The following is a 23,143-nucleotide window of genomic DNA, read 5'->3' on the forward strand; positions in this document are numbered from 1 at the left end:
GTTCAGTCGAGAAACCGGCGCTGTTTTTATATGCTTTATTTACATGGCAAAAACAATTTCACCAAGATATACGATAAGCGGTATGGATATTACTGAAAGCAGTGTAGAGATTACAACCTCCTCAACAGCGTATCCATAATCTGAATTGTGAAGCTGTGCATAAACAGCAACGTTTGAACCTACAGGGCAGGCTGATGCGATCAGTATGGCAATTTTCATTTCTGTAAGAGATGAAGGAATAGCCCACAGAGCAGCCAGTGTGACAAGCGGTATGATTATAAGTCTGACAAGAGCTGTCATATAGGCGCTTTTTCTCTTTATCATATTTACTATATTCACCTGAGCAAGATAGATACCGATGGTGAACATGGCAAGAGGAGTATTAAGTCCTGCCAAAAAGCCTATGCATTTATCGATAATTGTAGGAAGCTGAAGCTGAGTAAGGAATAAAACAATACCAATAAGTGTTGCATAAACAAATGGAGCTTTCAGCAGATTTTTCACAGTAAAACCTGATTTTCCGTGGGTAAGCAGTGATACTCCGTAAGACCACTGAAGAATATTGATGCATGCTATGAAGGATGCAATGTAAAATACTGCGCCGTCGCTCATTGACGCAACAATAAGCGGAACACCAAAGAATCCTGGATTTGAAAAGGATGAGGAGAAAGCCGCAATCTCATCGTTTTTAAAAAACAGCTTTGATATGGCAATTGCGATGAGCAGAGCCACAACAGCAGCAAGAATGCTGAGTAAAAAGCCTGTTATCCTCTCGGGAGTGCGTTCAACCCTGAAGCCGTTAATGATGACGCAGGGCAGAGATAAGAATATAAGGATGTTTCCGATATTCTTGCTGCCTTCAAGGGTGAGCTTACCGGCCTTAAAAAGGATAAAACCTATACCGGATAAAATGAACATGGTGATGATCTGATTGATAAGTATTAGAGCCAAAAGAATTACCTTCCTATTCTGCCGGGCCCGTTTAACAGGCTGAGCTATTTCCGTTGTTTTGCATAGTTTTGCATAACAGTACAATTATTGCATAGCTTTGTTTATACAGCAAGAATTAGATGCTCTTTTGAAAAATCATGCCGTTAATTATTGCGGTTTCTTTTTATGGCAGAAGAGAATTTAAAAACATTGATATATTATCGGTCTTATTTAGCTCATAGGTTCCCCTAAGGTGATAGGAGGAATGCCTTGGATTGATAGTCAGAGCATCTGTAATTTTAAAAAGAGTGTCAGCACTTTCGGGAAGGCTTCTCATTTTGTCAGGTTCTACATTATAAAAATGATGACGAAGAGAGTTCATGGAAGCTGTATCTGAAAGCATCTCATTACGTACTTTTTGATTATTGATTTTGTAATCAATGTCAAAATCATCCCAGGTAAGGTCTGTTTCATACCAGATTCCATCGATATTTACTATATTCCAGGCATGAAAGCCTGCAGCATTTTCATCTTCAGCATCAGGATTGGCTATGCCTGTAACATAGCCGCAGGGGATTCCTGCTTTCTGGCACAGGTATTCAAAAGCAAGTGCATAACCGCCACATATTGCGTGGTTTGGAGTTCCGTCATCAGAAAAAACAAGTGCACCGAAAGCAGTAGAGCCAAGAGCACTTGACTTTTCATTCTCACTCATTGAATTCAGCTCATAGTCATAGGTTACAAGGTCTATAAGCTTGTCGTGAATAGCTAGTTCAATCTGGGATTTAGATGCGGACAGATCTATAGCAGATAAAAAAGCCTCTGCCGAAGTTTCAAACTCAGCTATCATTTCATCTTCGCCGGCAGGAGCTTTTTTTAGCGTATAGGTTATTGTTACTGTGGCATCTGATTTTTCTGTGGATGATTGGATTCTTGGCACATCGCCTGTTAATAAAAAGAAATACTCAGGGTGGTCATAGCACATGGCATAGTAGATATTCCAGTAGTATGAAGCGCCCTTTTCGTTGTATGCAGAAAGCGGAAGAGTAAGGCTTTTACTGTAGCCTTCCTCGTTTTTGTGTATAACAAGGTCGTTAAACATTTCATAGATTTCTTTTTCATCATCATTCAGCGCATTATAAAAAATCCGCAGATTGTTCTCATTGCGTGTATAATTATAATTACAAAGAATTAGAACAATTAGCGAAACGGCAGTAATAAAGCATGAAATTAGTCTTAAGAAGCTGCTTTTCATAAAATGACCTTGCCATGCCGGTTTTTAATTTGTATTATAACACTTACATTAAACATATTTAGATTGGAATTATAATGACAGTTGAAACTGAATCAAAGAATAAACGCAGATTGCGCTTCATAAAGAGGCTGCTGATAGGGATAGTAATTGCCCTGGCTGTTATCTTTATAGGTGTAATTGCTGCTTTTAAAATATATACATCGAATTATTACAGAGCGGACAGTGCTATTTTAAGTGCAATAGAAAATCTGTTGGATGACCAGGTTCATTCTTATTCTGACAAGAATGGTGCGGTTTTTCTTCCTCAACAAAAAGAGGCAAAGTCTATCATTGTTTTTTATCCCGGAGGAAAGGTTGAATATAATGCCTATGCTCCTCTTATGTACGAGATTTGTGCGAGAGGATATATCTGCCTTTTGCCTAAAATGCCTGAAAACCTGGCAGTTCTCAGGGTTGATGCTGCAGATGTTCTCATCAGAGGATACGATGATGATATAAGCAGGGTAAAAGAGCTTAACTGGTATCTGGCAGGACACTCTCTTGGAGGCGTAGCAGCATCACAGTATTTAAGAACAAATCTTGATGATGAATCAAATGAAAATGCAGACAGGAATTATCGCGGTATAATTTTCTGTGCTTCATATACTACGGAAGATTTCTCTGATACGGATTTAAGGCTGCTCTCCATATTTGCATCAAATGATGGTGTCATAAATAAAGAGGGCTATGAGGACAGCAAGAAATACTGGCCGGCAGATTCTGAAGAAAAGGTTATAGATGGCGGCATTCATTCCTACTTTGGATGCTACGGAATTCAGTCCGGAGATGGCATTCCGACAATAACAAATGAAGAGCAGATCATTAAAACTGCTGACTATATCGAGAGCTTTATTGAGGCTGGTGAGTGATTTTCGGAAGAAGGTTTATCAGCTCATCTGCGACAGCATCAGCTGCTGCAAGCTTATACATCAGACGCGTTTCCATAGGTGGAAGTTCTACCTTGAAGGAGCGCGTTTTTTTATTGCAGTCTATTGCGAAATATACTTCTCCGGGTACGCTGTCAGCGTTGGCGGGGTCATAGTTACCGGCAGAGCCTGTTATACCGATTCCGATATCTGCTTTATATGTGTTTCTGCAGGACATGGCCATAAAAATAGCTACTTCCTCAGAATAAACTCCATATTTTTCAATTACCTCCGCAGGAACCCCCTGCATTATTTTAGCTTCGTTACTGTAGGTTACAAAGGCGCCCTTAAGAATAGCGGAAGCTCCCTCTGTATCTGTAATAAGGGATGCTATCTGACCTGAGGTGATGCTTTCCATGGTGGAAATACTAAGTTTTTTTTCGATTAAAGTCTTAGTGATATCGTTATATTTTTTTCTGACATTCTGTTCGAGTTCTGAATTCATTTGCTTTGACTCCTTGCGGCTTGTTTTCTATAATAAAGCTTATAAGAAATTCGGTTTATTTCAGTAAAAATCTGATCTATTTCATTATATCAGCTTGGAGGTCTCATACAATGCCAAAGGGAACAAAGCAGAAGCTAAAACTGTATTATCTTGCGAAAATCATGGTGGAGAAGACGGATGATAACCATTCCCTTACCATGCCGGAGATTATCAAAGAGCTTGAAAAGTATGAAGTGACTGCTGAGAGAAAGAGCCTCTATGAAGATATCAAGACCCTTGAAGAACTTGGTATTGAGGTTCTTATGGAGCAGGACGGCAGGAATTATCAGTATCATGTAGGATCTAAGAAATTTGAGATTGCTGAGCTTAAGCTTCTGGTTGATTCAATTCAGGTTTCAAAATTCATTACAGAGAAAAAATCCAGAGAGCTTATCAAAAAGCTCATGGATCTTGTCAGCGTTTATGAGGCGTTACAGCTTCAGAGGCAGGTGGTTGTTCAGGGCAGAATTAAAACCATGAACGAGAGCATCTACTATGTGGTTGATGATATTCACAGAGCAATTTCGGAAAATAAAAAGATCAGCTTTGAGTATTTGCAGTGGAATATAAATAAGGAAATGGTGCCAAGAAAAGAGGGACGCTATGAGGTAAGCCCCTGGGCCCTTACCTTTGATGATGAAAATTATTACATGATAGCCTTTGATTCCCGGGATAATAAGATCAAGCATTATCGCGTCGACAAGATGAGAAAGATAAAGATTCTTGATGAAAAAAGAGATGGAAGCAAAGAGTTCGAAAAGGTGGATATGGCTTCATATTCCAAAATGAATTTTGGTATGTTTGGCGGAGAGACCACCGAGGTCGATATTGAATTTAATAACAGGCTGGTGGGCGTATTTCTTGACAGGTTCGGTAAGGATATTCCTGTAAGAAGCTCTAAAAGGGAAGGCTGGTCACAGACAAGAGTGGAGGTGGCTGTCAGTGATCAGTTCCTCGGATGGATATTCGCTCTTGGAACTGATGTTAAGATCATTGGTCCTTCAGAGGTATCCGAGAGATTCAGAGATGAGATTGCCCGGCTCCTTGAGAGTTATGAGTAAACGAATTTTAATTCAAAGCGTAAAGAAACCCGCATTTTCTGCGGGTTTCGTGTTTTTAATCATATTATTTCTTTAATGCTTCAAGCTTATCCTTATTGATCTTGCCCTCTGCGATGGTGCCTGCAACCCAGAGCTTTAAGGACTCGACTGTAAGGTCGATATTTTCCAGCTGCTTCTGAATGTCTACAAAATCATCAAGCTCATCATCAGAGATTACACCGTCGGCTGTAATGTCGATAAGTCTATCGCGCTGTCTCTCAAGTGCGTTAAGAGAAGAGAGCATTCCAAGAACTATCTCTGAAAGTGAAGATTCCTTAACCTCCGGAACGGAATCCTTACCGATGCGGCATTCGTGAGTGCAGTAGTAATTGCAAAGACCCGGCTTTTTATAAGCTCTTGCCATTTCAACAACATCTTCGGGGTAGATGGTTGTTTTACCGGTTTCCATTTTCTCAAGTCGGCTCTCGCTGATGGTGCCGAGAATTTCACTGGCCTGAGCTCTTGTAAGGCCGGCTTCTTCACGACTTTCGAAAAATATATTTTTGTTCTCTTTTATGGATTTTTTCCCCATGTAACTGACCTCCCCAATTTTCTTAGTTTAACGTTTTATCAATAATTACCATTATATGAGATAATATGGAATTTTTAAATAAGAAATCGCATTTCTGTGATATAATATTTAAGCCTATTTTCGGAAACGGGGCAGGCAAACTTTGTGATGTTCTTTCGAAATATATGAGAAATGAACCACATCTAGGAGGATTTTTATGAAAAAAAGAATTTTATCTATGCTTTGCGCAGCTGCACTTACAGTAGTTACGCTTAATGGCTGTGCCGCTTCAGGTGAGACTTTGGCGGATAACGACGCAATAGAACAGATTGCTGAAGAAGTTGTAGAGGAAGCAGAGTCACAGGAGGAAGTATCTGAAGAAGTAACAGAGGAAACCACAGAAGAAGTTACTGAGGATGAGACTACTGAAGCTGTCGAAGATTCAGAAGACATATCCGAAGCAGAGGCTACTGAAGTATCTGAGGATGAGACTGTAGATAACAGCAGAGCCTATGAGCTTCTTAGAATTGGATCTCTTAAGGGACCCACAACTATGGGTATTGTCAATATGATGAAGGATTCCGAGGAGGGTAAGGCCACAGGTAATTATGAATTTGAGATGGCAACCCAGCCCGATGAACTGGCTTCAAAGCTTGTAGCAGGGGAGCTTGATATAGCTCTCATTCCTGCAAACCTTGCATCTGTTCTTTATAATAAGACAGAGGGTGCCATAAGCTTTGTTGATATTAACACACTTGGCGTTCTTTACTGTGTTTCGGGAGATGAATCAATTAAGAGTGTTGCTGATCTTGCAGGCAAGACAGTAGTTACAACAGGCCAGGGCGCAACACCGGAGTATTCTATAAGATATCTTCTCGATAAAAATGGTGTAACTGACTGCACCCTGGATTTTAAATCTGAAGCTACTGAAGTTGCCGCAGTACTTGAAAATGATCCTATGAGCATTGCAGTACTTCCGCAGCCCTTTGTTACATCTCTTTTAATGAAAAATGAGAATGTTAAGGTTGTATTCGGCCTTTCCGATGAATGGGAGAATCTTTCAGAGAGATCACAGCTTGTCACCGGCGTTACTGTTGTAAGAAATGAATATCTTGATGAGCATGTTGATGAAGTTGAGAACTTTATCGATGAGCACGTAGCAAGCGTTGTTGCAGCTACAAGCGATGAAGAGCGCACAGCGGAGCTGATTGCCGAGTATGGAATTATCGAGAAAAAGGAGATTGCAAAGGCTGCTCTTCCTAACTGCAATATTGTCTGCATTACAGGTGAAGCAGCGGGAGAAATTCTTGCAGGATACCTCGAAACCTTATACGAACAGGATCCTAAGTCTGTAGGCGGCCAGCTTCCCGATAACGATTTTTATAAGCTGAGGTAAATATGACAAAATTTATCAAAAACGTAGTGGCTGCTGTTTTCTGGCTTTTTGTATGGCAGATAATAGCGCTTATAGTACACAACAAGGTGCTGCTGGCCGGGCCCATTGAAGCCTTTAATGCACTTATAAGAATGGCTGGAGAGGCGGAGTTCTGGCAGTCTGTTTCCGCGTCCTATCTGCATATCATCGCAGGTATATTTATTGGAATATTATTGGGAGGATTGCTTTCAGTTCTTTCCTATAAAAATGAGCTGATAGAGATGTTTTTATCTCCCCTTGTACTTGCGCTTAAATCCATACCTGTAGCAAGCATAATCATTCTGATACTTATATGGGTTGGAAGCGACTTTATCTCAACATTTATTTCAGCACTTGTTGCGCTGCCAATAATGTATGTGGGAATGAAGAACGGCTTTTCCTCTGCTGATAAGAAGCTTCTGGAAATGGCTCACGTTTACAGGATGCCTCCCGTTAATCAGTTTAGGTTCATCTATTTGCCGGCTCTTTTTCCTTCGCTTTTAAGTGCCATTTCACTTGCTGTCGGAATGGGCTTTAAGAGCGGAATTGCAGCAGAAGTTATCGGTCAGCCACTTTTGTCTATGGGAAATGGTCTGTATCGTGCTAAAATATATCTGGATACAGGTGATGTTTTTGCCTGGACCTTCGTTATAATTCTGGTGTCATGGATTACAGAGAAAATAGTTATGCTTCTGCTTTCTCTTGTTAAGAAGGGAGGCGGCATAAAATGACTATAGATCTTGAGAATATATGTAAATCCTATGGGGATTTAAAGGTTCTTTCAAACTTTAATCTTGAGATAGAGAATGATCACTCATATGTGATTACAGGTGAATCCGGTAAAGGTAAGACAACTCTTATCAGGATTTTGCTTGGGTTAGAGCAGCCTGATTCAGGAAAAGTTCACCTGATGGGCGACTACAAATATGCGTACCTAAATGCAGGTGTTGTTTTCCAGGAGGACAGACTGTGTGAGAATTTTTCCGCAGTACAGAATGTGGTAATGGTAAATAAAAACAATTCCGTTAAGGTGGCAGAGGAGGAGCTTAAAAAGCTTCTTCCGGAGGATTCGATTTATAAGCCCGTAAGGGAATTATCAGGCGGCATGAGAAGACGGGTGGCTATCGTCAGAGCGTGCGCGATTCCTTCGGATATGCTTATAATGGATGAGCCTTTTGCAGGTCTTGATGCAGTATCAAGGCAGAAGGCAATCGATTACATAAGAGAAAAGCAGGGGAGAAATCCTCTTTTTATAACCGCACATGATGCGGAGGGCTTTGATTTTTGCAGAGAAGTAAAGCTCTAAGGCAGTAACTAAAAATGGTAGGAATTAGATAGGAGATTTTATGGTAACAAACGACAAAGGAATAGTAAGCTTTAAACACAAGATCATGGAGGAGGTATGCCGCCTCGCTTGGAATGATGAGCTCGATGAAGCACATAAGGACAAACTTGCTTATGAGATGGCTCCGGGTCCGAAGCCGGAATATCGCTGCTGTGTTTATAAGGAAAGGGAGATCGTACGTCAGAGAATAAGACTTGCATGCGGTCAGGCACCTACTTATAACGAGGGTTCTAAGAATGTGGTTCAGGTAATTGATCCTGCCTGTGATGAGTGCCCTATTTCTGCATTCTCGGTAACTGACAACTGCAGATTCTGTATAGGTAAGGCTTGCCTCAATTCATGTAAATTTGCCGCAATTCACGAAGGAGATATGCGTATGCATATCGATCCTGCCAAGTGTAAGGAATGCGGAATGTGTGCTAAGGCTTGCCCTTACGGCGCTATTGTTCATCTTGAGCGTCCCTGCCACAAGGCATGCCCTGTAGGTGCCATCACTTATGATGAGTATGGTTACTGTAAAATCAATGAAGATAAGTGTATTCAGTGTGGCCATTGTATCCACAGCTGTCCTTTTGGAGCTATTGGTTCAAAGACTTATCTTATTCAGATAATCGAAGCAATTAAATCAGGTAAGAAGGTTATCGCTATGTGCGCCCCTGCTACTGAGGGCCAGTTTGGTGAGAACATCACCATGGCTGCTGTACGTAATGCTCTTAAAAAGGTCGGCTTTGCCGATATGGTAGAGGTTGGTCTCGGCGGAGACATGACAGCTGCCTATGAATCAAAGGAGTGGTCAGAAGCCTATGAGCAGGGTAAGAAGATGACAACCTCATGCTGTCCTGCATTTATAAATATGCTTAAGAAGCACTTCCCGGAGCAGTTTGAGAATAATATGTCCTCAACAGTTTCTCCAATGTGTGCTATTTCAAGATACTTAAAGGCTGAGGATCCTGATTGCCTAACTGTATTTGTGGGTCCCTGCATTGCCAAGAAGTCTGAGGCACAGGATGAAACAGTGCCGAACAATGCTGATTTCGTAGTAACTTATGGTGAGCTCAGAGCACTTATGAGATCAAAAGATGTTGAATTTGAACCCGTTGATGACACTTATCAGGAGTCTTCAATCTGGGGTAAGAGATTTGCTACAAGCGGCGGCGTTGCAAATGCTGTTATTGAGTGTATGCAGGAGAGAGGCCAGGATGTGGCTGATCTTAAGCTCCTTAGAGCAGCTGGCGGCATCGAGTGTAAAAAGGCACTTACGCTTCTTAAGATGCACAAGCTTCCCGAAGATTTTATCGAGGGTATGGTTTGTCCCGGAGGTTGTGTCGGTGGTCCTTCCAAGCATAAGACAGAGGTTGAGATCACTAAGGCAAGAGCAAGTCTTCTTGCAAAGGCTGACGGAAGAAAGGTTCTTGAGAATCTTAAGAACTATCCTATGGATAAATTCTCGATGCATAGAGACGGCAAAAAGATCGACCTTCCGGATTGATAGAAATAGCGCGGTTTTGCTAGATTGACATTTTTTTATCTATTATTGAGTATGCATAACGATTGATGTAAAATAATCCTCGTGTGATTTTTTGCGTGATTATTTACAATACAGAGTTCAGGTCTATGGACCTATATTCATAATTTAGGAGGAATTAAAATGTACGGTTTTGGCGAGATGATTTCAAAACTTAAAGCAAACCCAAAGACAATAGTATTTACAGAAGGTGAAGACCCCAGAATTCTTGAGGCTTCTTCAAGACTTCTTGCCGGTAATTTTTTAAAGCCCATTCTTCTTGGTAATCCTGATGTTATCAACAGAGCTGCTGAGGAAGAGGGATACAATATCAGAGGTGCAGTTATAATCGATCCTGCAAACTACGAGGATTTCGACGCTATGGTAGACGAGTTTGTTGAGCTTCGTAAGAGCAAGGGAATGACACCCGAGCAGGCAAGAGAGATTCTTTCTCATGCCAACTACTTCGGAACAATGCTTGTTAAGATGAAGAAGGCTGACTGTCTTCTTGGCGGTGCTACCTATTCAACTGCTGATACAGTTCGTCCTGCACTTCAGATTATCAAGACTAAGCCCGGTAACAGCGTAGTTTCTTCCTGCTTCATACTAGTTCGTCCTTCAGCAATCGGCGACAATGAAGTAATAGCTATGGGCGACTGTGCTATCAACATTGATCCTACAGAGGATGAGCTTGTTGAGATTTGTAAGGAAACTGTAGATTGTGCTAAGGCGTTCGGTGTTGATCCTAAGGTTGCATTCCTTTCATTCTCAACTAAGGGATCTGCAAAGAGTCCTTCAGTAACAAAGATGCAGAATGCTACAAAGAAGGCACAGGAGAAATATCCTGAGATTCCCATCGACGGAGAGCTTCAGTTTGATGCTGCAGTTTCACCCAGAGTTGCAAGAAACAAGACACCGGATTCACCTGTTGCAGGACATGCAAATACATTTATTTTCCCGAACATCGATGCAGGTAACATCGGTTACAAGATTGCTCAGCGTATGGGCAACTTCGAAGCATACGGTCCTATTCTTCTTGGACTTAATGCTCAGATCAACGATCTTTCAAGAGGCTGCAACGCTATAGAGGTTTATTCTATGGCTATCATCACAGCGTCTCTTGCATAAATGATACAAGCGTTACCGGCTTATTCACAGGAATAGGCCGGTTTTTTATCTTATAGCTCGTGTGAGGATTTCTCAATCGAAGTCCTGTTTTAGTTTAGGAGACATCTATGGAATATAAAGACTACATGGTGCGTGCCACAGCAGGTAATGCACTGATCAGAGCTTTTGCTGTAACATCAAGAAATCTTGTTGAGGAAGCAAGAAAAATTCACTCACTTAGCCCTATTTGTGCGGCTGCTCTCGGAAGACTTATGAGCGGAGCCCTGATGATGGGTGATATGTTAAAGGGTGAGAAGGATGCACTTACAATTACCGTCGACGGAGATGGTCCTATCGGAGGACTTCTTGTTACAGTAAATAACAAGGGACAGGTAAAGGGCTATGTTAAGAATAATGCAGTAGTTCTTCCCAACAATGCAGAAGGGCATCTCAATGTAGGCGGAGCAGTAGGTAACGGAACGCTTACTGTTACCAGAGACCTTGGTCTTAAGGATCCTTATGTTGGAACAATTTCACTTTACTCAGGCGAGATAGCAGATGATCTTACCTGCTATTTTGTTGAATCTGAGCAGATCCCTTCATCGGTAGGACTTGGAGTTCTTGTAAACAAGGATCTTAGCATCATGGAAGCCGGCGGCTTTATAGTTCAGCTTATGCCAGATGCCACAGAGGAAGTAATTTCAAAGCTTGAAAGCAACATTCAGGGAATGCCTACGGTTACAGATATTCTAAGAGAAGGCAAGACTCCTGAAGATCTTCTTGCAATGGCCCTTGACGGACTTTCAATGGAGATTACCGATAACAGACCTGTTGAATATCACTGCGGTTGTGATAAGGACAGAGTGGAAAGAGCACTTGTTCTTCTTGGAAAAAAAGAATTGCAGAGTCTCATAGACGATGATGAAGATATTGAGATAAAGTGTCAGTTCTGCGGTACGGCGTATAGCTTTACACCCATAGAACTTAAGGAACTTATGCTTAGAGCAAAATAAAAATATGACCTTCCGGACAGCAACTGATTTGCTGAATGGAAGGTCTTTTGTTTCTCTTAGAATTGTTTGTTTATGTAATTAAAAGTAGTGTAATATGATGCTTTTAATGAAAGAGTACTCTGTCAAGACGCTTTTTTAATTCGGGTCCTACTATTGCAACTATAGCAATCTTGAGAATGCTTGTGGGAATGAAAGGTATTACGCAGGCTGCCAACGAATATGCAAGGTCGGCCTTTGCGATTATCATGAACCATACTGTTCCAAATGCATAATTGATTACGGCACCTATTATAAGGGCGGCAGTCAATGTGACATAGTAGAGAGCAGGCTTAGAAGATGATGTGCGCATCTTTATTCCAAGCTTATGACCAAGACCTGCAGTGTAGGACAGAACAGGGAAAGAAATAAGAAATCCGCCTGTCATACCAAGAAGTATGCCAAGACCACCCTGAAACGAAGCAAATACCGGAATTCCTACAGCTCCCATGAGAAGATAAAGCAGGGTAGCGATGGTTCCTTTTTTTCTGCCTATTACAATTCCGGCAAGTGGAATGATCAAAGTCTGCAGTGTCATGGGAACACCGGAAGGCATTGGAATTGAAATCTGTGCAAGCACTGCCATGATTGCAGCAAATGCTGCAATCTCACAAATATCTACGGTGGTCAGCTTCCCTTTTGTTAATTCATTGTCCGAGTAATTCTTTTCTTTAGTCATCATTTGTCTCCTTTTAAACATAGGCAGGTTATCAAAAATTATTCAAGTTACTGTAAACCGTAAAAATTGTGTGTAAATATAGAACAATTATCAAATTATAGTAACAAATACCTGTCTGCATTATTGAGTTTATTGTTTATTGTTTATCATGTCAACTACAATTTGATATTTGTATTTGAATTGAAGACACACTAAATATGGGCATGAATTATGATTAGATACAATATATTTGAGGGAAAATGGTTATTTGTCACACTTTGTATAATAATTCACAAAATTTAAATGAATTGTACAGTATATTCTGAATAATGAGATAACTAGCTATAAAAGTGTAAATTATCTAAAATATATATTAATTAAGCGGAAATGTGTTGACAATTTAAAGCAATATTGATATCATCATAATTACCAAAAAGAAAGCGGATGGAAACAAAAGTAGCAAAGGTAGCGAGTGCTTTACCGGAGCGAGGATAAGAGGTTTCCTCTGTTTTGAGGAACAGGGCGCGATGAGGCGGCGCGTGCTTCACCAATTCAAGTCAGTGTTCCCTTATTTTTCTAACGAATCGTGGTACCACAGGAACGGCGAGTAATTCGGATGCCGGTGGTAGACAGAGATCAGGTGCGCAACTGGTTTCGGTGATGAAGGATTCGAGAAAATAAAATAATTCTACAAAGGAGAACAGTCCATTGGAAATTCAGAACTAAAGGGCGTCGATCAATTGAAGGTCGACGCCCTGATTCTTTGTTCTTTTTTAATCTATTGTAAATATGTAGAAAAAACATAGTTGCACTTACAAAAAATTTAGTGTATATTACGAAACTATGAAACGGAAAAAACGAGTTTCTACTATTATATAAAAGAACGAGGGGCATTAAATGGCAACAAAGAAGAAAAAACTGCTTATTGTGGAGTCTCCCACTAAGGTAAAGGCTATCAAAAAGTTCCTGGGTAATGGCTATGAAGTTGCAGCCAGCAACGGTCATGTCAGAGATCTTCCCAGAAGTCAGATGGGTATCGATGTAGATAACGGATTCGAGCCCAAATATATCACTATAAGAGGAAAAGGTGACGTTCTTGCTTCTCTTAGAAAGGCAGCTAAGAACGCTGAGCATATATATCTTGCAACTGACCCTGACCGCGAAGGTGAGGCTATTTCCTGGCATCTTATGACAGCGCTTAAGTTAGAGGATGCTAAGGAGCGTTTTTCGCGTGTAACCTTCAATGAAATCACACAGTCTGCTGTAAAGGAGGCTATGAAGCATCCAAGGGACATCGATATGAATCTTGTTGATGCACAGCAGGCAAGACGTGTTCTTGACAGAATGGTGGGTTATGAGATTTCTCCGCTTCTTTGGGATAAGATCAAGAGAGGCTTAAGTGCAGGACGCGTTCAGTCTGTTGCGCTCAGAATTATCTGTGACAGAGAGGATGAGATCAATTCTTTTATTCCTCAGGAATATTGGACATTGGATGCTGCTCTTAAGGTAAAAGGTGAGAAGAAACCTATAGTAGCCCGTTATTATGGAAAGAACGGCAAAAAGGTAGATATAGCTTCAAAAGATGAGCTTAATGCTATACTCAAGGAATTAGAGGGTAAGAAATTCAAGATTTCAGAGATCAAGAAGGGTGAGAGAGTAAAGAAGGCACCGCTTCCTTTTACTACATCAACTCTTCAGCAGGAAGCTTCCAAAGCACTTAATTTTTCAACTCAGAAGACAATGCGTACAGCGCAGCAGCTTTATGAAGGAATCGATATGGGTAAGGCCGGAACAGTAGGTCTTATTACATACCTTCGTACAGATTCAACCAGAGTATCTGAAGAAGCCCAGGCAGCTGCACAGAAATATATTGTAGATGCTTTTGGTGAAGAATATCTTGCTGAGAAAATCGCAGGCGGCAAGAATACTGCTAAAATTCAGGATGCACATGAAGCAATCCGCCCTACAGATGTAAATAATACACCTGTTGCGGTTAAAGAGTTCCTTTCAAGGGATCAGTTCAGACTTTATCAGCTTATCTGGCGCAGATTCATGGCCAGCAGAATGGCTGCAGCAAAATATGAAACCACATCTGTTAAGATCGATGCAGGTGAGCACAGATTTACCGTTGCCGCATCAAGAACAGTCTTCGACGGATTTATGAACGTTTATACCGATGAAGACGATCAGATTGAGAAAAATACTCTTGCAAAGAGAATAGATGAGAATTCTGAGCTTGTTCTTGAGGAGTTTGAAGAGAAGCAGCACTTTACACAGCCTGCTCCTCATTATACAGAGGCTTCTCTTGTTCATGATCTGGAGGCTCTTGGTATCGGCAGACCCAGTACTTATGCGCCTACAATTACAACAATTCTTGCAAGACACTATATTACAAAGGAAAATCGTAATCTCTATGTAACAGAGCTTGGTGAAGCAGTTAACAGAATGATGAATGATGCATTCCCTCAGATTGTTGACGTTACCTTCACATCTACCATGGAGACACTTCTTGACGGTGTGGCAGAGGGAAGTGTTAAGTGGAAGACTATTGTTGAGAATTTCTATCCGGATCTGCAGAATGCAGTAGAGAAGGCTGAGAAGGAAATTGCCAAGGTTGAGATTCAGGATGAGATTTCCGATGTTGTATGCGAAAACTGTGGCAGAAACATGGTTATCAAATACGGTCCTCATGGAAAATTCCTGGCTTGCCCCGGATTCCCTGAGTGCAGAAACACCAAGCCTTATTATGAGAAAACCGGTGTTATGTGCCCTAAGTGCGGAAAGGATATTGTTCTTAAGAGAACAAGAAAAGGAAGACTTTACTACGGTTGTATCGATAATCCGGATTGTGATTTCATGGTATGGCAGAAGCCTTCAGCTAAGCCTTGTCCCAGATGCGGAGGCCTTATGCTGATAAAGAATAATAAGCTTGTCTGCAATGATCCTGAGTGCGGATATATCGGAGATAAGGATACAGAAGAGTAAATTTTTAAACAATTTATTTAATTTTAATAAAATATTCGACAAATTACTTTGAAGTTGTTCAATATGTATGTTACAATCGCATTAGTTGTAGAAGATTTATGCAAAACGTCTAGCATTTTCTGAAAAAAAGGAGCGATTCCAATGAGTAGCGTACAGCTTTTGGATAAAACGAGAAAAATCGGGAAATTACTACATAACAGTAATTCCGGCAAGGTGGTTTTTAACGATATCTGCACTGTGCTGTGTGACATTCTTAATTCCAACATGCTTGTTATAAGCAGGAAGGGAAAAGTGCTTGGTATCGGTGAGACTTCTTCCGTCGATTCTCTTGGCGGCCTGATTGTTGATGATGTCGGCAGCTTTATCGATCCGATGCTTAATGAAAGGCTCCTTACAGTCCTTTCGACTAAGGAAAATGTTAACCTCGAGACCCTTGGCTTCGAGGGTGATGTTATGAGAAAATACCAGGCAATCATCACTCCTATTGAGATTGCAGGAGAGAGGCTTGGTACGCTTTTCATCTACAAGTGTAATGAACCCTATGATATTGATGACATAATTTTGTGTGAATATGGCACAACTGTTGTAGGTCTAGAGATGCTGAGAGCTGTTAATGAAGAGAATGCTGAAGAGAGCCGAAAGCTTGCGGTTGTTAAATCAGCTATAAGCACCCTTTCCTTCTCTGAGATGGAAGCGATAATTCATATTTTTGATGAGCTTGACGGAATGGAAGGAGTACTTGTTGCCAGCAAGATAGCTGACAGAGTCGGTATCACCAGAAGCGTAATTGTTAATGCTCTGAGAAAGTTTGAGAGTGCAGGCGTCATTGAATCAAGATCTTCAGGTATGAAGGGTACATATATCAAAGTATTGAATGACGTTGTATTTGATGAGATTAAAAAGCTTAAAGCGCAGATGTAATAAAATGCGCATGCCTGGCCGATATATTATAGACAGGAAGTAATGTGATGAAGGGATTTATCTTTTTGGTAAATCCCTTTTGTGTTATTTTGATTTTTACTAATACTAGTATGATGTTCATATAAAAAACACAATATAAGGTGTATTTTTTGTCAATACATCTTGTAATTTGAACAAAATGAACGTAATATGTAGATAGGGTCAAAAGGCGAACAGGGGGATTTTTTTATGATTAATAGTAACGCTTTTGATTACATCAATGTGCTTGATAAGACCGCAGATGCGTCATGGACCAGAAATGAGGTTTTATCAAACAATATCGCCAATGTTAATACGCCAAACTACAAGCGCGAGGATGTTGCGTTTGAGAGAGAGCTTGAGCGTGCTCTTGGCAATTCCAGATACAAATCAATGGATGCTAAAGTGGCAGACCTTAAGGTAAACAGACTTAAGGCCAGACCTTATACCGATTATTCTAACTTTTCATACCGAATGGATGGAAATAATGTTGATATCGATACAGAGAACGTAACGCTGGCAGCCAATCAGATCAAATATCAGGGCGTAATGCTTGGAATCAATTCTGAGTTCACTAACCTGAAGAATGCAATGAAGAGCTCATAAGCTGCTAAAGCAGAGCTTCATCTTAGGAGGGGCCTATGATTAGTACTGGAAATATTTTTGATTCTTTTAATATCAATTCATCCGGAATGACAGCTGAGCGCTTCCGAATGGATATTATTGCAGAGAATATCGCCAATGCAAATACCACAAGAGATGCAACCGGTGATGTTTATACCAGGAAGGTTGTTACCTTTACAGAGAAGGGTGTGCAGACGCCTTTTTCAAGGATCCTTAATGACAGACTGGATAAGTACAGTGGTAGAGGTGTTAAGGTTTCTTCAGTAAAGGATGATACCTGGACAGATTATAAGATGGTTTATGATCCGTCACATCCTGATGCCGATGAGTATGGTTATGTTACCTATCCTAATGTTGATATTGTAACGGAGATGACTAACCTCATTGATGCGCAGAGAGGCTACGAAGCCAACGCCACAGCCTTTAGCGCAAGCAAATTCCTGATGACGCAGGGATTGTCTATCGCTCAGGGATCATAATCACGGGGGATTAGTTTATGGCAGATATTGATATCAGTCAGATTAGAAATGTACATTCGAGAGCTATTCGTGATGCCGAGAAGGCATATAGTACCATTACCAATCCTGTAGGGGACAGATTTGGAAATGATGGCTCTTTTACTAATATTTTCACAAGAGCTGTTGAGAATATTAATACCACCAATGCCTATTTATCAGATGCAGAGAATGAAGAGATAAAGTGGGCACTGGGCGAGACTGATAATACACATGATCTCGGTATTGCATTGCAAAAAGCTGAGACAGCACTTCAGTACACCATCGCTGTACGCGACAGACTTTTAACAGCGTATAGAGATATTATGAACATGCAGATATAATGATTTCAAAAGTCCTAGGTTTCCGTGCTTGCACTGGGAAACTTAGGACCTTGGAAATCTAACAGACATGAGGAAGTAGCCGGACACGGCGGATTCCGAATGGCTGCAAACTTGCGAGAGCAGCTTGCTGCGTAGCAATCCGTATTATATCCAAAGATTTAAACATTTAAGGGAGGAGAAAAGTATGCGAGAACGTCTTTTGGAGCTCAGGGATCGTATCCTTGAGTGGTTCGGACGCTTTACAATCAGACAGAAGACGCTTATGGCGGCTGCAGTCGCTGCCGTGCTCCTTACGGTTATTATTCTTGCTACGGTTCTGAACCAACCGAAGTATGTACCGCTGGTTACTGCGGAGACCACAAAACAGTCAGCGGAGATTGTAGAGCTTCTTGATGAAAACAATATAGATTACAGGTTGTCTGAGGATGTACTCAGATTTGAAGTTCTTGATAAGCAGGAAACAACGGCAACACTGCTTCTTGCTCAGAATGATATTCAGGCAACCTCTTACAGTATTGAGAACGTAACTGATTCCAGCTTTTCGACCACGGAATCAGATAAACAGAAAAGATATGTAAAATACCTTGAGGATAAGCTTGAGAACGAATTCATCGAAGAGTTCGACGCTATCGAAAAAGCCAAGGTAAAGCTGTCGATTCCTGTCAATGATGGAACACTTCTTTCACAGCACGAGGAAGCTTCAGCCAGTATCATACTTAGATTGAAAGATCCCGATGCCTTTAACGAGGATAATGCAGCATACCTCGCAAAGGCTGTTTCTGTTGCATTGGGTAATAAGACAACAGACAACATCGTTATTATGGACAGCAACAGTAACATGTTGTTCTCCGGAACAGAGGAAGCATCTGCTTCAGGACTTGCAAGTACTCAGCTTACAGCCAAGACCAAGGCTGAACAGGCTATTCGTGCTGAGATTAAGAGAGTACTGGCAGGAACCAATCTTTATAACAGCGTTGAAGTTGCAAGTAACCTTGTAATAGATTTTTCCAACACAGAGAAAACTACTCACAGATATTATCCCGCTGATGATCAGACACAGGGTGTTCTGAGCCATGAGGATGTTTACAATGCTGAGAATCTTAACGGAACAGGCGGCATCCCCGGAACAGATACCAATAATGATGATGAGACCACATATATGCTTCAGGATAATGAGCAGTCATCATCAACTGTCAATGAGGAATCAAGAGATTATCTTCCTAACGAGGAGATAACCAATGAGAAGACACCGGCCGGTAAGATCAATTATGAGGAATCATCCATATCTGTTACGGCTATCAGATATGTGATCTATAATCAGGATGATTATAAGCCTGAAGAGCATGGCGATCTGACCTGGGAAGAATTTAAGAATCAGACAGGAGTTACTCCCTCTGAGGTTTCTGATGATATTATCAATATAGTTGCTAAAGCCAGCGGTATCGATTCAACAAGAATTTCAATGACTGCTTACGATCAGCCGGAATTCTTTGATTCTGAGCCTGCGGCATTATCCTTTACGGATATACTTCAGATCATACTTATTCTTCTTATTCTCGGACTTCTTGGATTTGTTATCTACAGAAGTATCAGAATCAGAAAAGAAGAGGTTGAGATTGAAGAGGCTGAGGAAGAAGAGCTTCCTGAGGAGCTTTCCGTTGAGGAGCTTTTGGAATCACAGCCCGAGGAATTTGTTGATGAGCTTGCAGATATTTCCCTTGATGAGGGAAGTGAGACTCTTCGTCTGATTGAGAAATTCATCGAAGAAAATCCGGAGGCTGCAGCTATCCTACTTAGGAACTGGCTTAAAGAAGATTATGAATTATAAAGAACCTAAAAATACTTGAGGGGAGAGAGACCATGGCAATAGATGGGGAAGAATTTGATGACGATCTTGATGAAGGTATAGGTGGTGGTAGTCAGGGCGCCGCTGCGCCGGCACTAAATTATGACCCTGCGCTTACGGCTAATTTATCCGGTACACAGAAGGCTGCAATCCTTTTGATTGCCCTTGGACCGGAAAAATCCTCTGCAATATTCAAACATCTGAAAGAGGACGAGATTGAGGAACTTACGCTTGAGATTGCTAATACCAGAAGCGTAACACCTCAGGTCAAGGATGCGATAATTGAAGAGTTTTACGGTATATGCCTCGCTCAGCAGTATATAGCTGAGGGTGGTATTAACTATGCAAAGGAACTTCTTGAGAAGGCTCTTGGTGAAGACAAAGCAATGGATGTTATCAGTAAGCTGACAGCATCATTGCAGGTTAAGCCCTTCGAGTTTATTCGTAAGGCTGATCCTTCACAGCTTCTTACATTCATACAGGATGAGCATCCACAGACAATCGCTCTTGTTATGTCCTATATGTCACCTGCGCAGAGTGCGCTTATTTTAGGTGCGCTGCCTCCTGAAAGACAGGCGGATGTTGCAAAGCGTATTGCTACAATGGACAGAACAAGTCCTGACACAATCAAGGACGTTGAGAGAGTCCTTGAGACCAAGCTTTCAGCACTTGTTAATCAGGATTACACTGTTGTCGGCGGTGTCGATGCTGTTGTTGAAATCCTCAACACAGTTGACCGTGCAACAGAAAAGCATATCATGGAGACTTTGGAAATCGAGCAGCCTGAGCTTGCTGATGAGATCAGAAAGAAGATGTTCGTATTCGAGGATATCCTTCTTTTGGACGACCGTGCTATCCAGCGCGTGCTGCGTGACGTTGATAACGCAGACCTTGGTCTTGCATGTAAGGGATCTACAGAAGCTGTTCAGACAGCTATCTTCAACAACCTGTCCAAGCGTCTTGCTGCTATGATCAAGGAAGATATGGACTTCATGGGACCTGTTCGTATGAAGGATGTTGAGGAAGCTCAGCAGAAGATTGTTAATATTATCCGTAAGCTTGAAGACTCCGGAGAAATTGTAATCTCCAGAGGCGGAGGTGATGATCTGGTTGTCTAATACATCGAATCTTTTTAAGGCCGGCTGGATCATGGTCGATGAGACAGAGAAACGAATAATCGACAACAATGAGCTGGCAAACAAAAAAATAGAGGCGCACCAGGAGGAAGAAGCAAGAAGACTTCTGGCTGCGAAACAGGAAAACGGCGAAGACGTAGTGTTCGACGGTTTTTCTGATGGATTTTCTGAGGGCATCGGATACGATCAGATAGATTCCTTTGATGAAAGTCAAAACATAATAGGTGCCCAGTCTCCTGAATATATGGATAACATCATGGATGAAGATTTTGATCCTATGATGACAGATATGCCCGATATGTCCCAGGTTTCCGAGGAAGTTATGCCCGACGAATCGGATCAGGGGCAGTTTCAGGAGGGATATTTTGATAATTCTCAGATGATGCCTGAAGAAGACATGAATCTTGGGATGGATATGGAAGAGGAACCTGCTGCAGAGATGGTTCCCGAGGAACCACAGTTCAACCTTGACGAGATTCAGGCTCAGATTGATGAACAGCTCAGAATGGCTGACGAACAGGCCAAACAGATAGTTGCAGATGCTCAGGCTCAGGCTGAAGAAATTAGAAACCAGGCTATGGAAGAGGGCAAGGCTGCAGGCTACGATGAGGGCTATCAGCAGGGCGTTGCGGAAGCGCAGCAGCTTAAAATTGATGCAGAGGCTGAAATCGAAGAAGAAAAAAACAAGCTTCAGGCAGATTTTCAGCAGCTGGTAAGCACTATCGAGCCCGATATGGTAGATGCACTGACAAGCGTCTATGAGCATGTATTTAACGTTGAATTTAAGGAAAATAAGGATATTATTCTCCATCTTATAAGAACAACACTAAGTAAGATGGACAGTGGAGTTGATATAATTCTTCACATTTCCTCTGATGATTACGATCTTGTAAGTGATGAGAAGCCTGCTCTTGAGGAGGCTATGGCCAGCCCTAATTCTTCACTTGAAATAATAGAAGACCCGCTTCTTAAGGAAAACGAATGCATTATAGAGTCCGAGGGAGGCGTATTTGACTGCTCTCTTGGAGTTGAATTATCAGAGCTTGCAAGGAAGCTGAAACTTCTTTCCTATGACAGGAGTAAGCGTTAATGGCAAATGGTATTATTGATTATTCAAAATACAAAAAGCTCAGCAACAACGTATTCTATAAAGTCAGAGGCAAGGTTGTAAATGTTGTTGGACTAACCATAGAATCAGCAGGACCCGAGGCCAAAATGGGAGATATCTGTTATATCTATCCCAAGCGCAAGGAAGGCGAGGAAACTGTACGCCCTTCAGGTAAGGGAACCATGGCTGAGGTCGTTGGTTTCAGGGATAACCATGTTCTTTTGATGCCTTATGAGAACACAAGCGGCATCGGTAGCGGAAGTATAGTCGAAAATACCGATTCTCCCCTCAGAGTAAATGTGGGTGAGGGACTTCTCGGCAAAACCCTTGATGGCCTTGGAAGGATTGATGGTACCAACTATGGAAAGGGCGTTCATCTTGAAAACGGAGTAGCCTATTCTGTAGAAAATCAGCCGCCGGATCCCATGACAAGAGATCCGATTTCTGATGTACTTTCCCTTGGCGTAAAGGCTGTAGATGGTCTTTTGACTGTCGGCAAGGGACAGCGTATCGGCATTTTCGCCGGATCAGGTGTTGGAAAATCGACACTGATGGGTATGTTTGCCAGAAACACCAATGCAGACATAAATGTCATCGCACTTATCGGAGAGCGAGGCAGGGAGGTAAGAGAATTTATCGAGCGAGACCTTGGTCCAGAGGGTATGGAAAGGTCTATCGTTGTTGTTGCAACCAGTGATAAGCCGGCCCTTGAGAGACTTAAGGCCGCAAAGACAGCCACCTCCATTGCTGAATATTTTAGAGATAAGGGTAAGGATGTCCTTCTTATGATGGATTCCCTTACACGTTTTTCAATGGCTCAGAGAGAAATAGGTCTTGCCAGCGGAGAGCCGCCTGTTTCAAGAGGATATCCGCCAAGCGTTTACGCAGAAATGCCAAAGCTTTTAGAGAGAGCAGGAAAGTCAAGAAAGGGCTCTATTACGGGACTTTATACAGTTCTTGTAGACGGTGATGATTTTAATGAACCCATAACGGATACGGCTCGAGGTATTCTTGACGGACATATAGTACTGAATCGTAAGCTTGCTCAGAAGAATCATTATCCTGCAATCGATGTTCTAGCCAGCATCTCAAGATGTATGAGTGCCATAGCGTCTCAGGAACAGAAAAAAGCTGCAGGTAAGCTTAAAAATGTCCTTGCAACATATAACGATGCCGAGGATTTGATAAATATCGGTGCATATAAAAGCGGTGCCAATAAAAATATTGACTACGCCGTATCGAAGATAGACGCTGTTAATGCATTTCTGATGCAGGAGACTGATGAAAAGTTCTCCTACGAGGAAGTGGTTGATATGCTTGAGAGAATGTTCTCTGATTGATTAGT

At 41.6% G+C, this 23,143-nt stretch carries 22 protein-coding genes; 17 read left to right on the forward strand and 5 right to left on the reverse strand.

Annotated elements, in window-relative coordinates; translation table 11 throughout:
* Window positions 1–39: 39 nt before the first annotated feature.
* Together G608_RS0101150 and G608_RS0101155 are read right to left on the reverse strand one after the other, a co-directional pair.
* On the reverse strand, window positions 40–951 hold the full coding sequence (locus G608_RS0101150; protein WP_051208684.1) for an AEC family transporter: 912 nt from the start codon (window positions 949–951) through the stop codon (window positions 40–42).
* Between the two features lie 163 nt (window positions 952–1,114).
* Window positions 1,115–2,032 carry a transglutaminase domain-containing protein gene (locus tag G608_RS0101155; RefSeq protein WP_196810112.1) on the reverse strand — a complete coding sequence of 306 codons (918 nt, stop codon included), beginning with the start codon at window positions 2,030–2,032 and terminating at the stop codon, window positions 1,115–1,117.
* Window positions 2,033–2,259: 227 nt separating this feature from the next.
* Between G608_RS0101155 and G608_RS19475 the strand changes: the two genes are divergently transcribed.
* Window positions 2,260–3,093 (forward strand): alpha/beta hydrolase, encoded by an 834-nt coding sequence (locus G608_RS19475; RefSeq protein ID WP_035794268.1) that lies wholly within the window; start codon window positions 2,260–2,262, stop codon window positions 3,091–3,093.
* Here the strand turns inward: G608_RS19475 and G608_RS0101165 are convergent.
* Window positions 3,074–3,595 carry a CinA family protein gene (locus tag G608_RS0101165; protein WP_026494458.1) on the reverse strand — a complete coding sequence of 174 codons (522 nt, stop codon included), beginning with the start codon at window positions 3,593–3,595 and terminating at the stop codon, window positions 3,074–3,076. The genes G608_RS19475 and G608_RS0101165 overlap by 20 nt on opposite strands.
* Before the next feature lie 110 nt (window positions 3,596–3,705).
* Between G608_RS0101165 and G608_RS0101170 the strand changes: the two genes are divergently transcribed.
* Window positions 3,706–4,695: a helix-turn-helix transcriptional regulator gene (locus G608_RS0101170; RefSeq protein WP_035794270.1), complete on the forward strand. Its 990-nt coding sequence runs from the start codon at window positions 3,706–3,708 to the stop codon at window positions 4,693–4,695.
* Window positions 4,696–4,759: 64 nt separating this feature from the next.
* Here G608_RS0101170 and G608_RS0101175 read toward each other — a convergent pair whose 3' ends face one another.
* Window positions 4,760–5,266, reverse strand: a complete 507-nt coding sequence (locus G608_RS0101175; protein WP_026494460.1) for a helix-turn-helix domain-containing protein — start codon at window positions 5,264–5,266, stop codon at window positions 4,760–4,762.
* A gap of 196 nt (window positions 5,267–5,462) precedes the next feature.
* Here G608_RS0101175 and G608_RS0101185 point away from each other — a divergent pair, with 196 nt between their 5' ends.
* From G608_RS0101185 to hslO, 6 genes are all read left to right on the forward strand, one after another.
* Window positions 5,463–6,641 (forward strand): ABC transporter substrate-binding protein, encoded by a 1,179-nt coding sequence (locus G608_RS0101185; RefSeq protein WP_026494461.1) that lies wholly within the window; start codon window positions 5,463–5,465, stop codon window positions 6,639–6,641.
* Window positions 6,642–6,643: 2 nt separating this feature from the next.
* Complete coding sequence (locus G608_RS0101190; protein WP_051208686.1) at window positions 6,644–7,390, forward strand: ABC transporter permease; 747 nt, start codon at window positions 6,644–6,646, stop codon at window positions 7,388–7,390.
* Window positions 7,387–7,965, forward strand: a complete 579-nt coding sequence (locus tag G608_RS0101195) for an ABC transporter ATP-binding protein (RefSeq protein WP_026494463.1) — start codon at window positions 7,387–7,389, stop codon at window positions 7,963–7,965. Before G608_RS0101190 ends, G608_RS0101195 begins: the two co-directional genes overlap by 4 nt.
* A 40-nt stretch (window positions 7,966–8,005) precedes the next feature.
* Window positions 8,006–9,493, forward strand: a complete 1,488-nt coding sequence (locus tag G608_RS0101200; RefSeq protein ID WP_026494464.1) for a 4Fe-4S dicluster domain-containing protein — start codon at window positions 8,006–8,008, stop codon at window positions 9,491–9,493.
* Window positions 9,494–9,652: 159 nt separating this feature from the next.
* A complete protein-coding gene (gene pta, locus G608_RS0101205) occupies window positions 9,653–10,636 on the forward strand; it encodes a phosphate acetyltransferase (protein ID WP_026494465.1) in 984 nt (327 codons plus the stop codon).
* 107 nt (window positions 10,637–10,743) lie between these two features.
* The gene (hslO, locus tag G608_RS0101210) at window positions 10,744–11,628 is read left to right on the forward strand and encodes an Hsp33 family molecular chaperone HslO (protein ID WP_026494466.1); all 885 of its coding nucleotides are present in this window, start codon (window positions 10,744–10,746) and stop codon (window positions 11,626–11,628) included.
* A gap of 103 nt (window positions 11,629–11,731) precedes the next feature.
* On the opposite strand, the gene G608_RS0101215 is transcribed toward hslO, so the two are convergent.
* Window positions 11,732–12,343, reverse strand: coding sequence for a biotin transporter BioY (locus G608_RS0101215; protein ID WP_051208688.1), 612 nt, complete (start codon window positions 12,341–12,343; stop codon window positions 11,732–11,734).
* Between the two features lie 876 nt (window positions 12,344–13,219).
* Between G608_RS0101215 and topA the strand changes: the two genes are divergently transcribed.
* The 9 genes from topA (at window position 13,220) to fliI (ending at window position 23,138) form a co-directional block, all read left to right on the forward strand.
* Window positions 13,220–15,307 (forward strand): type I DNA topoisomerase, encoded by a 2,088-nt coding sequence (gene topA / locus G608_RS0101220; protein WP_026494468.1) that lies wholly within the window; start codon window positions 13,220–13,222, stop codon window positions 15,305–15,307.
* 141 nt (window positions 15,308–15,448) lie between these two features.
* Window positions 15,449–16,228, forward strand: a complete 780-nt coding sequence (gene codY / locus G608_RS0101225) for a GTP-sensing pleiotropic transcriptional regulator CodY (RefSeq protein WP_026494469.1) — start codon at window positions 15,449–15,451, stop codon at window positions 16,226–16,228.
* Between the two features lie 228 nt (window positions 16,229–16,456).
* Complete coding sequence (gene flgB, locus G608_RS0101230; protein WP_026494470.1) at window positions 16,457–16,852, forward strand: flagellar basal body rod protein FlgB; 396 nt, start codon at window positions 16,457–16,459, stop codon at window positions 16,850–16,852.
* 35 nt (window positions 16,853–16,887) lie between these two features.
* Window positions 16,888–17,349 (forward strand): flagellar basal body rod protein FlgC, encoded by a 462-nt coding sequence (gene flgC, locus G608_RS0101235; RefSeq protein WP_026494471.1) that lies wholly within the window; start codon window positions 16,888–16,890, stop codon window positions 17,347–17,349.
* Between the two features lie 17 nt (window positions 17,350–17,366).
* Window positions 17,367–17,708: a flagellar hook-basal body complex protein FliE gene (fliE, locus tag G608_RS0101240; protein WP_026494472.1), complete on the forward strand. Its 342-nt coding sequence runs from the start codon at window positions 17,367–17,369 to the stop codon at window positions 17,706–17,708.
* Between the two features lie 184 nt (window positions 17,709–17,892).
* On the forward strand, window positions 17,893–19,536 hold the full coding sequence (gene fliF, locus G608_RS0101245; protein WP_026494473.1) for a flagellar basal-body MS-ring/collar protein FliF: 1,644 nt from the start codon (window positions 17,893–17,895) through the stop codon (window positions 19,534–19,536).
* A gap of 32 nt (window positions 19,537–19,568) precedes the next feature.
* Window positions 19,569–20,672: a flagellar motor switch protein FliG gene (fliG, locus tag G608_RS19480; protein WP_081677243.1), complete on the forward strand. Its 1,104-nt coding sequence runs from the start codon at window positions 19,569–19,571 to the stop codon at window positions 20,670–20,672.
* Window positions 20,656–21,780 carry a FliH/SctL family protein gene (locus G608_RS0101255; RefSeq protein WP_026494474.1) on the forward strand — a complete coding sequence of 375 codons (1,125 nt, stop codon included), beginning with the start codon at window positions 20,656–20,658 and terminating at the stop codon, window positions 21,778–21,780. Before fliG ends, G608_RS0101255 begins: the two co-directional genes overlap by 17 nt.
* On the forward strand, window positions 21,780–23,138 hold the full coding sequence (gene fliI / locus G608_RS0101260; protein WP_026494475.1) for a flagellar protein export ATPase FliI: 1,359 nt from the start codon (window positions 21,780–21,782) through the stop codon (window positions 23,136–23,138). Before G608_RS0101255 ends, fliI begins: the two co-directional genes overlap by 1 nt.
* Window positions 23,139–23,143: the final 5 nt, after the last annotated feature.

Origin of the sequence: Butyrivibrio sp. WCD3002, from assembly GCF_000424265.1 — a bacterium.
GTDB lineage: Bacteria > Bacillota > Clostridia > Lachnospirales > Lachnospiraceae > Butyrivibrio.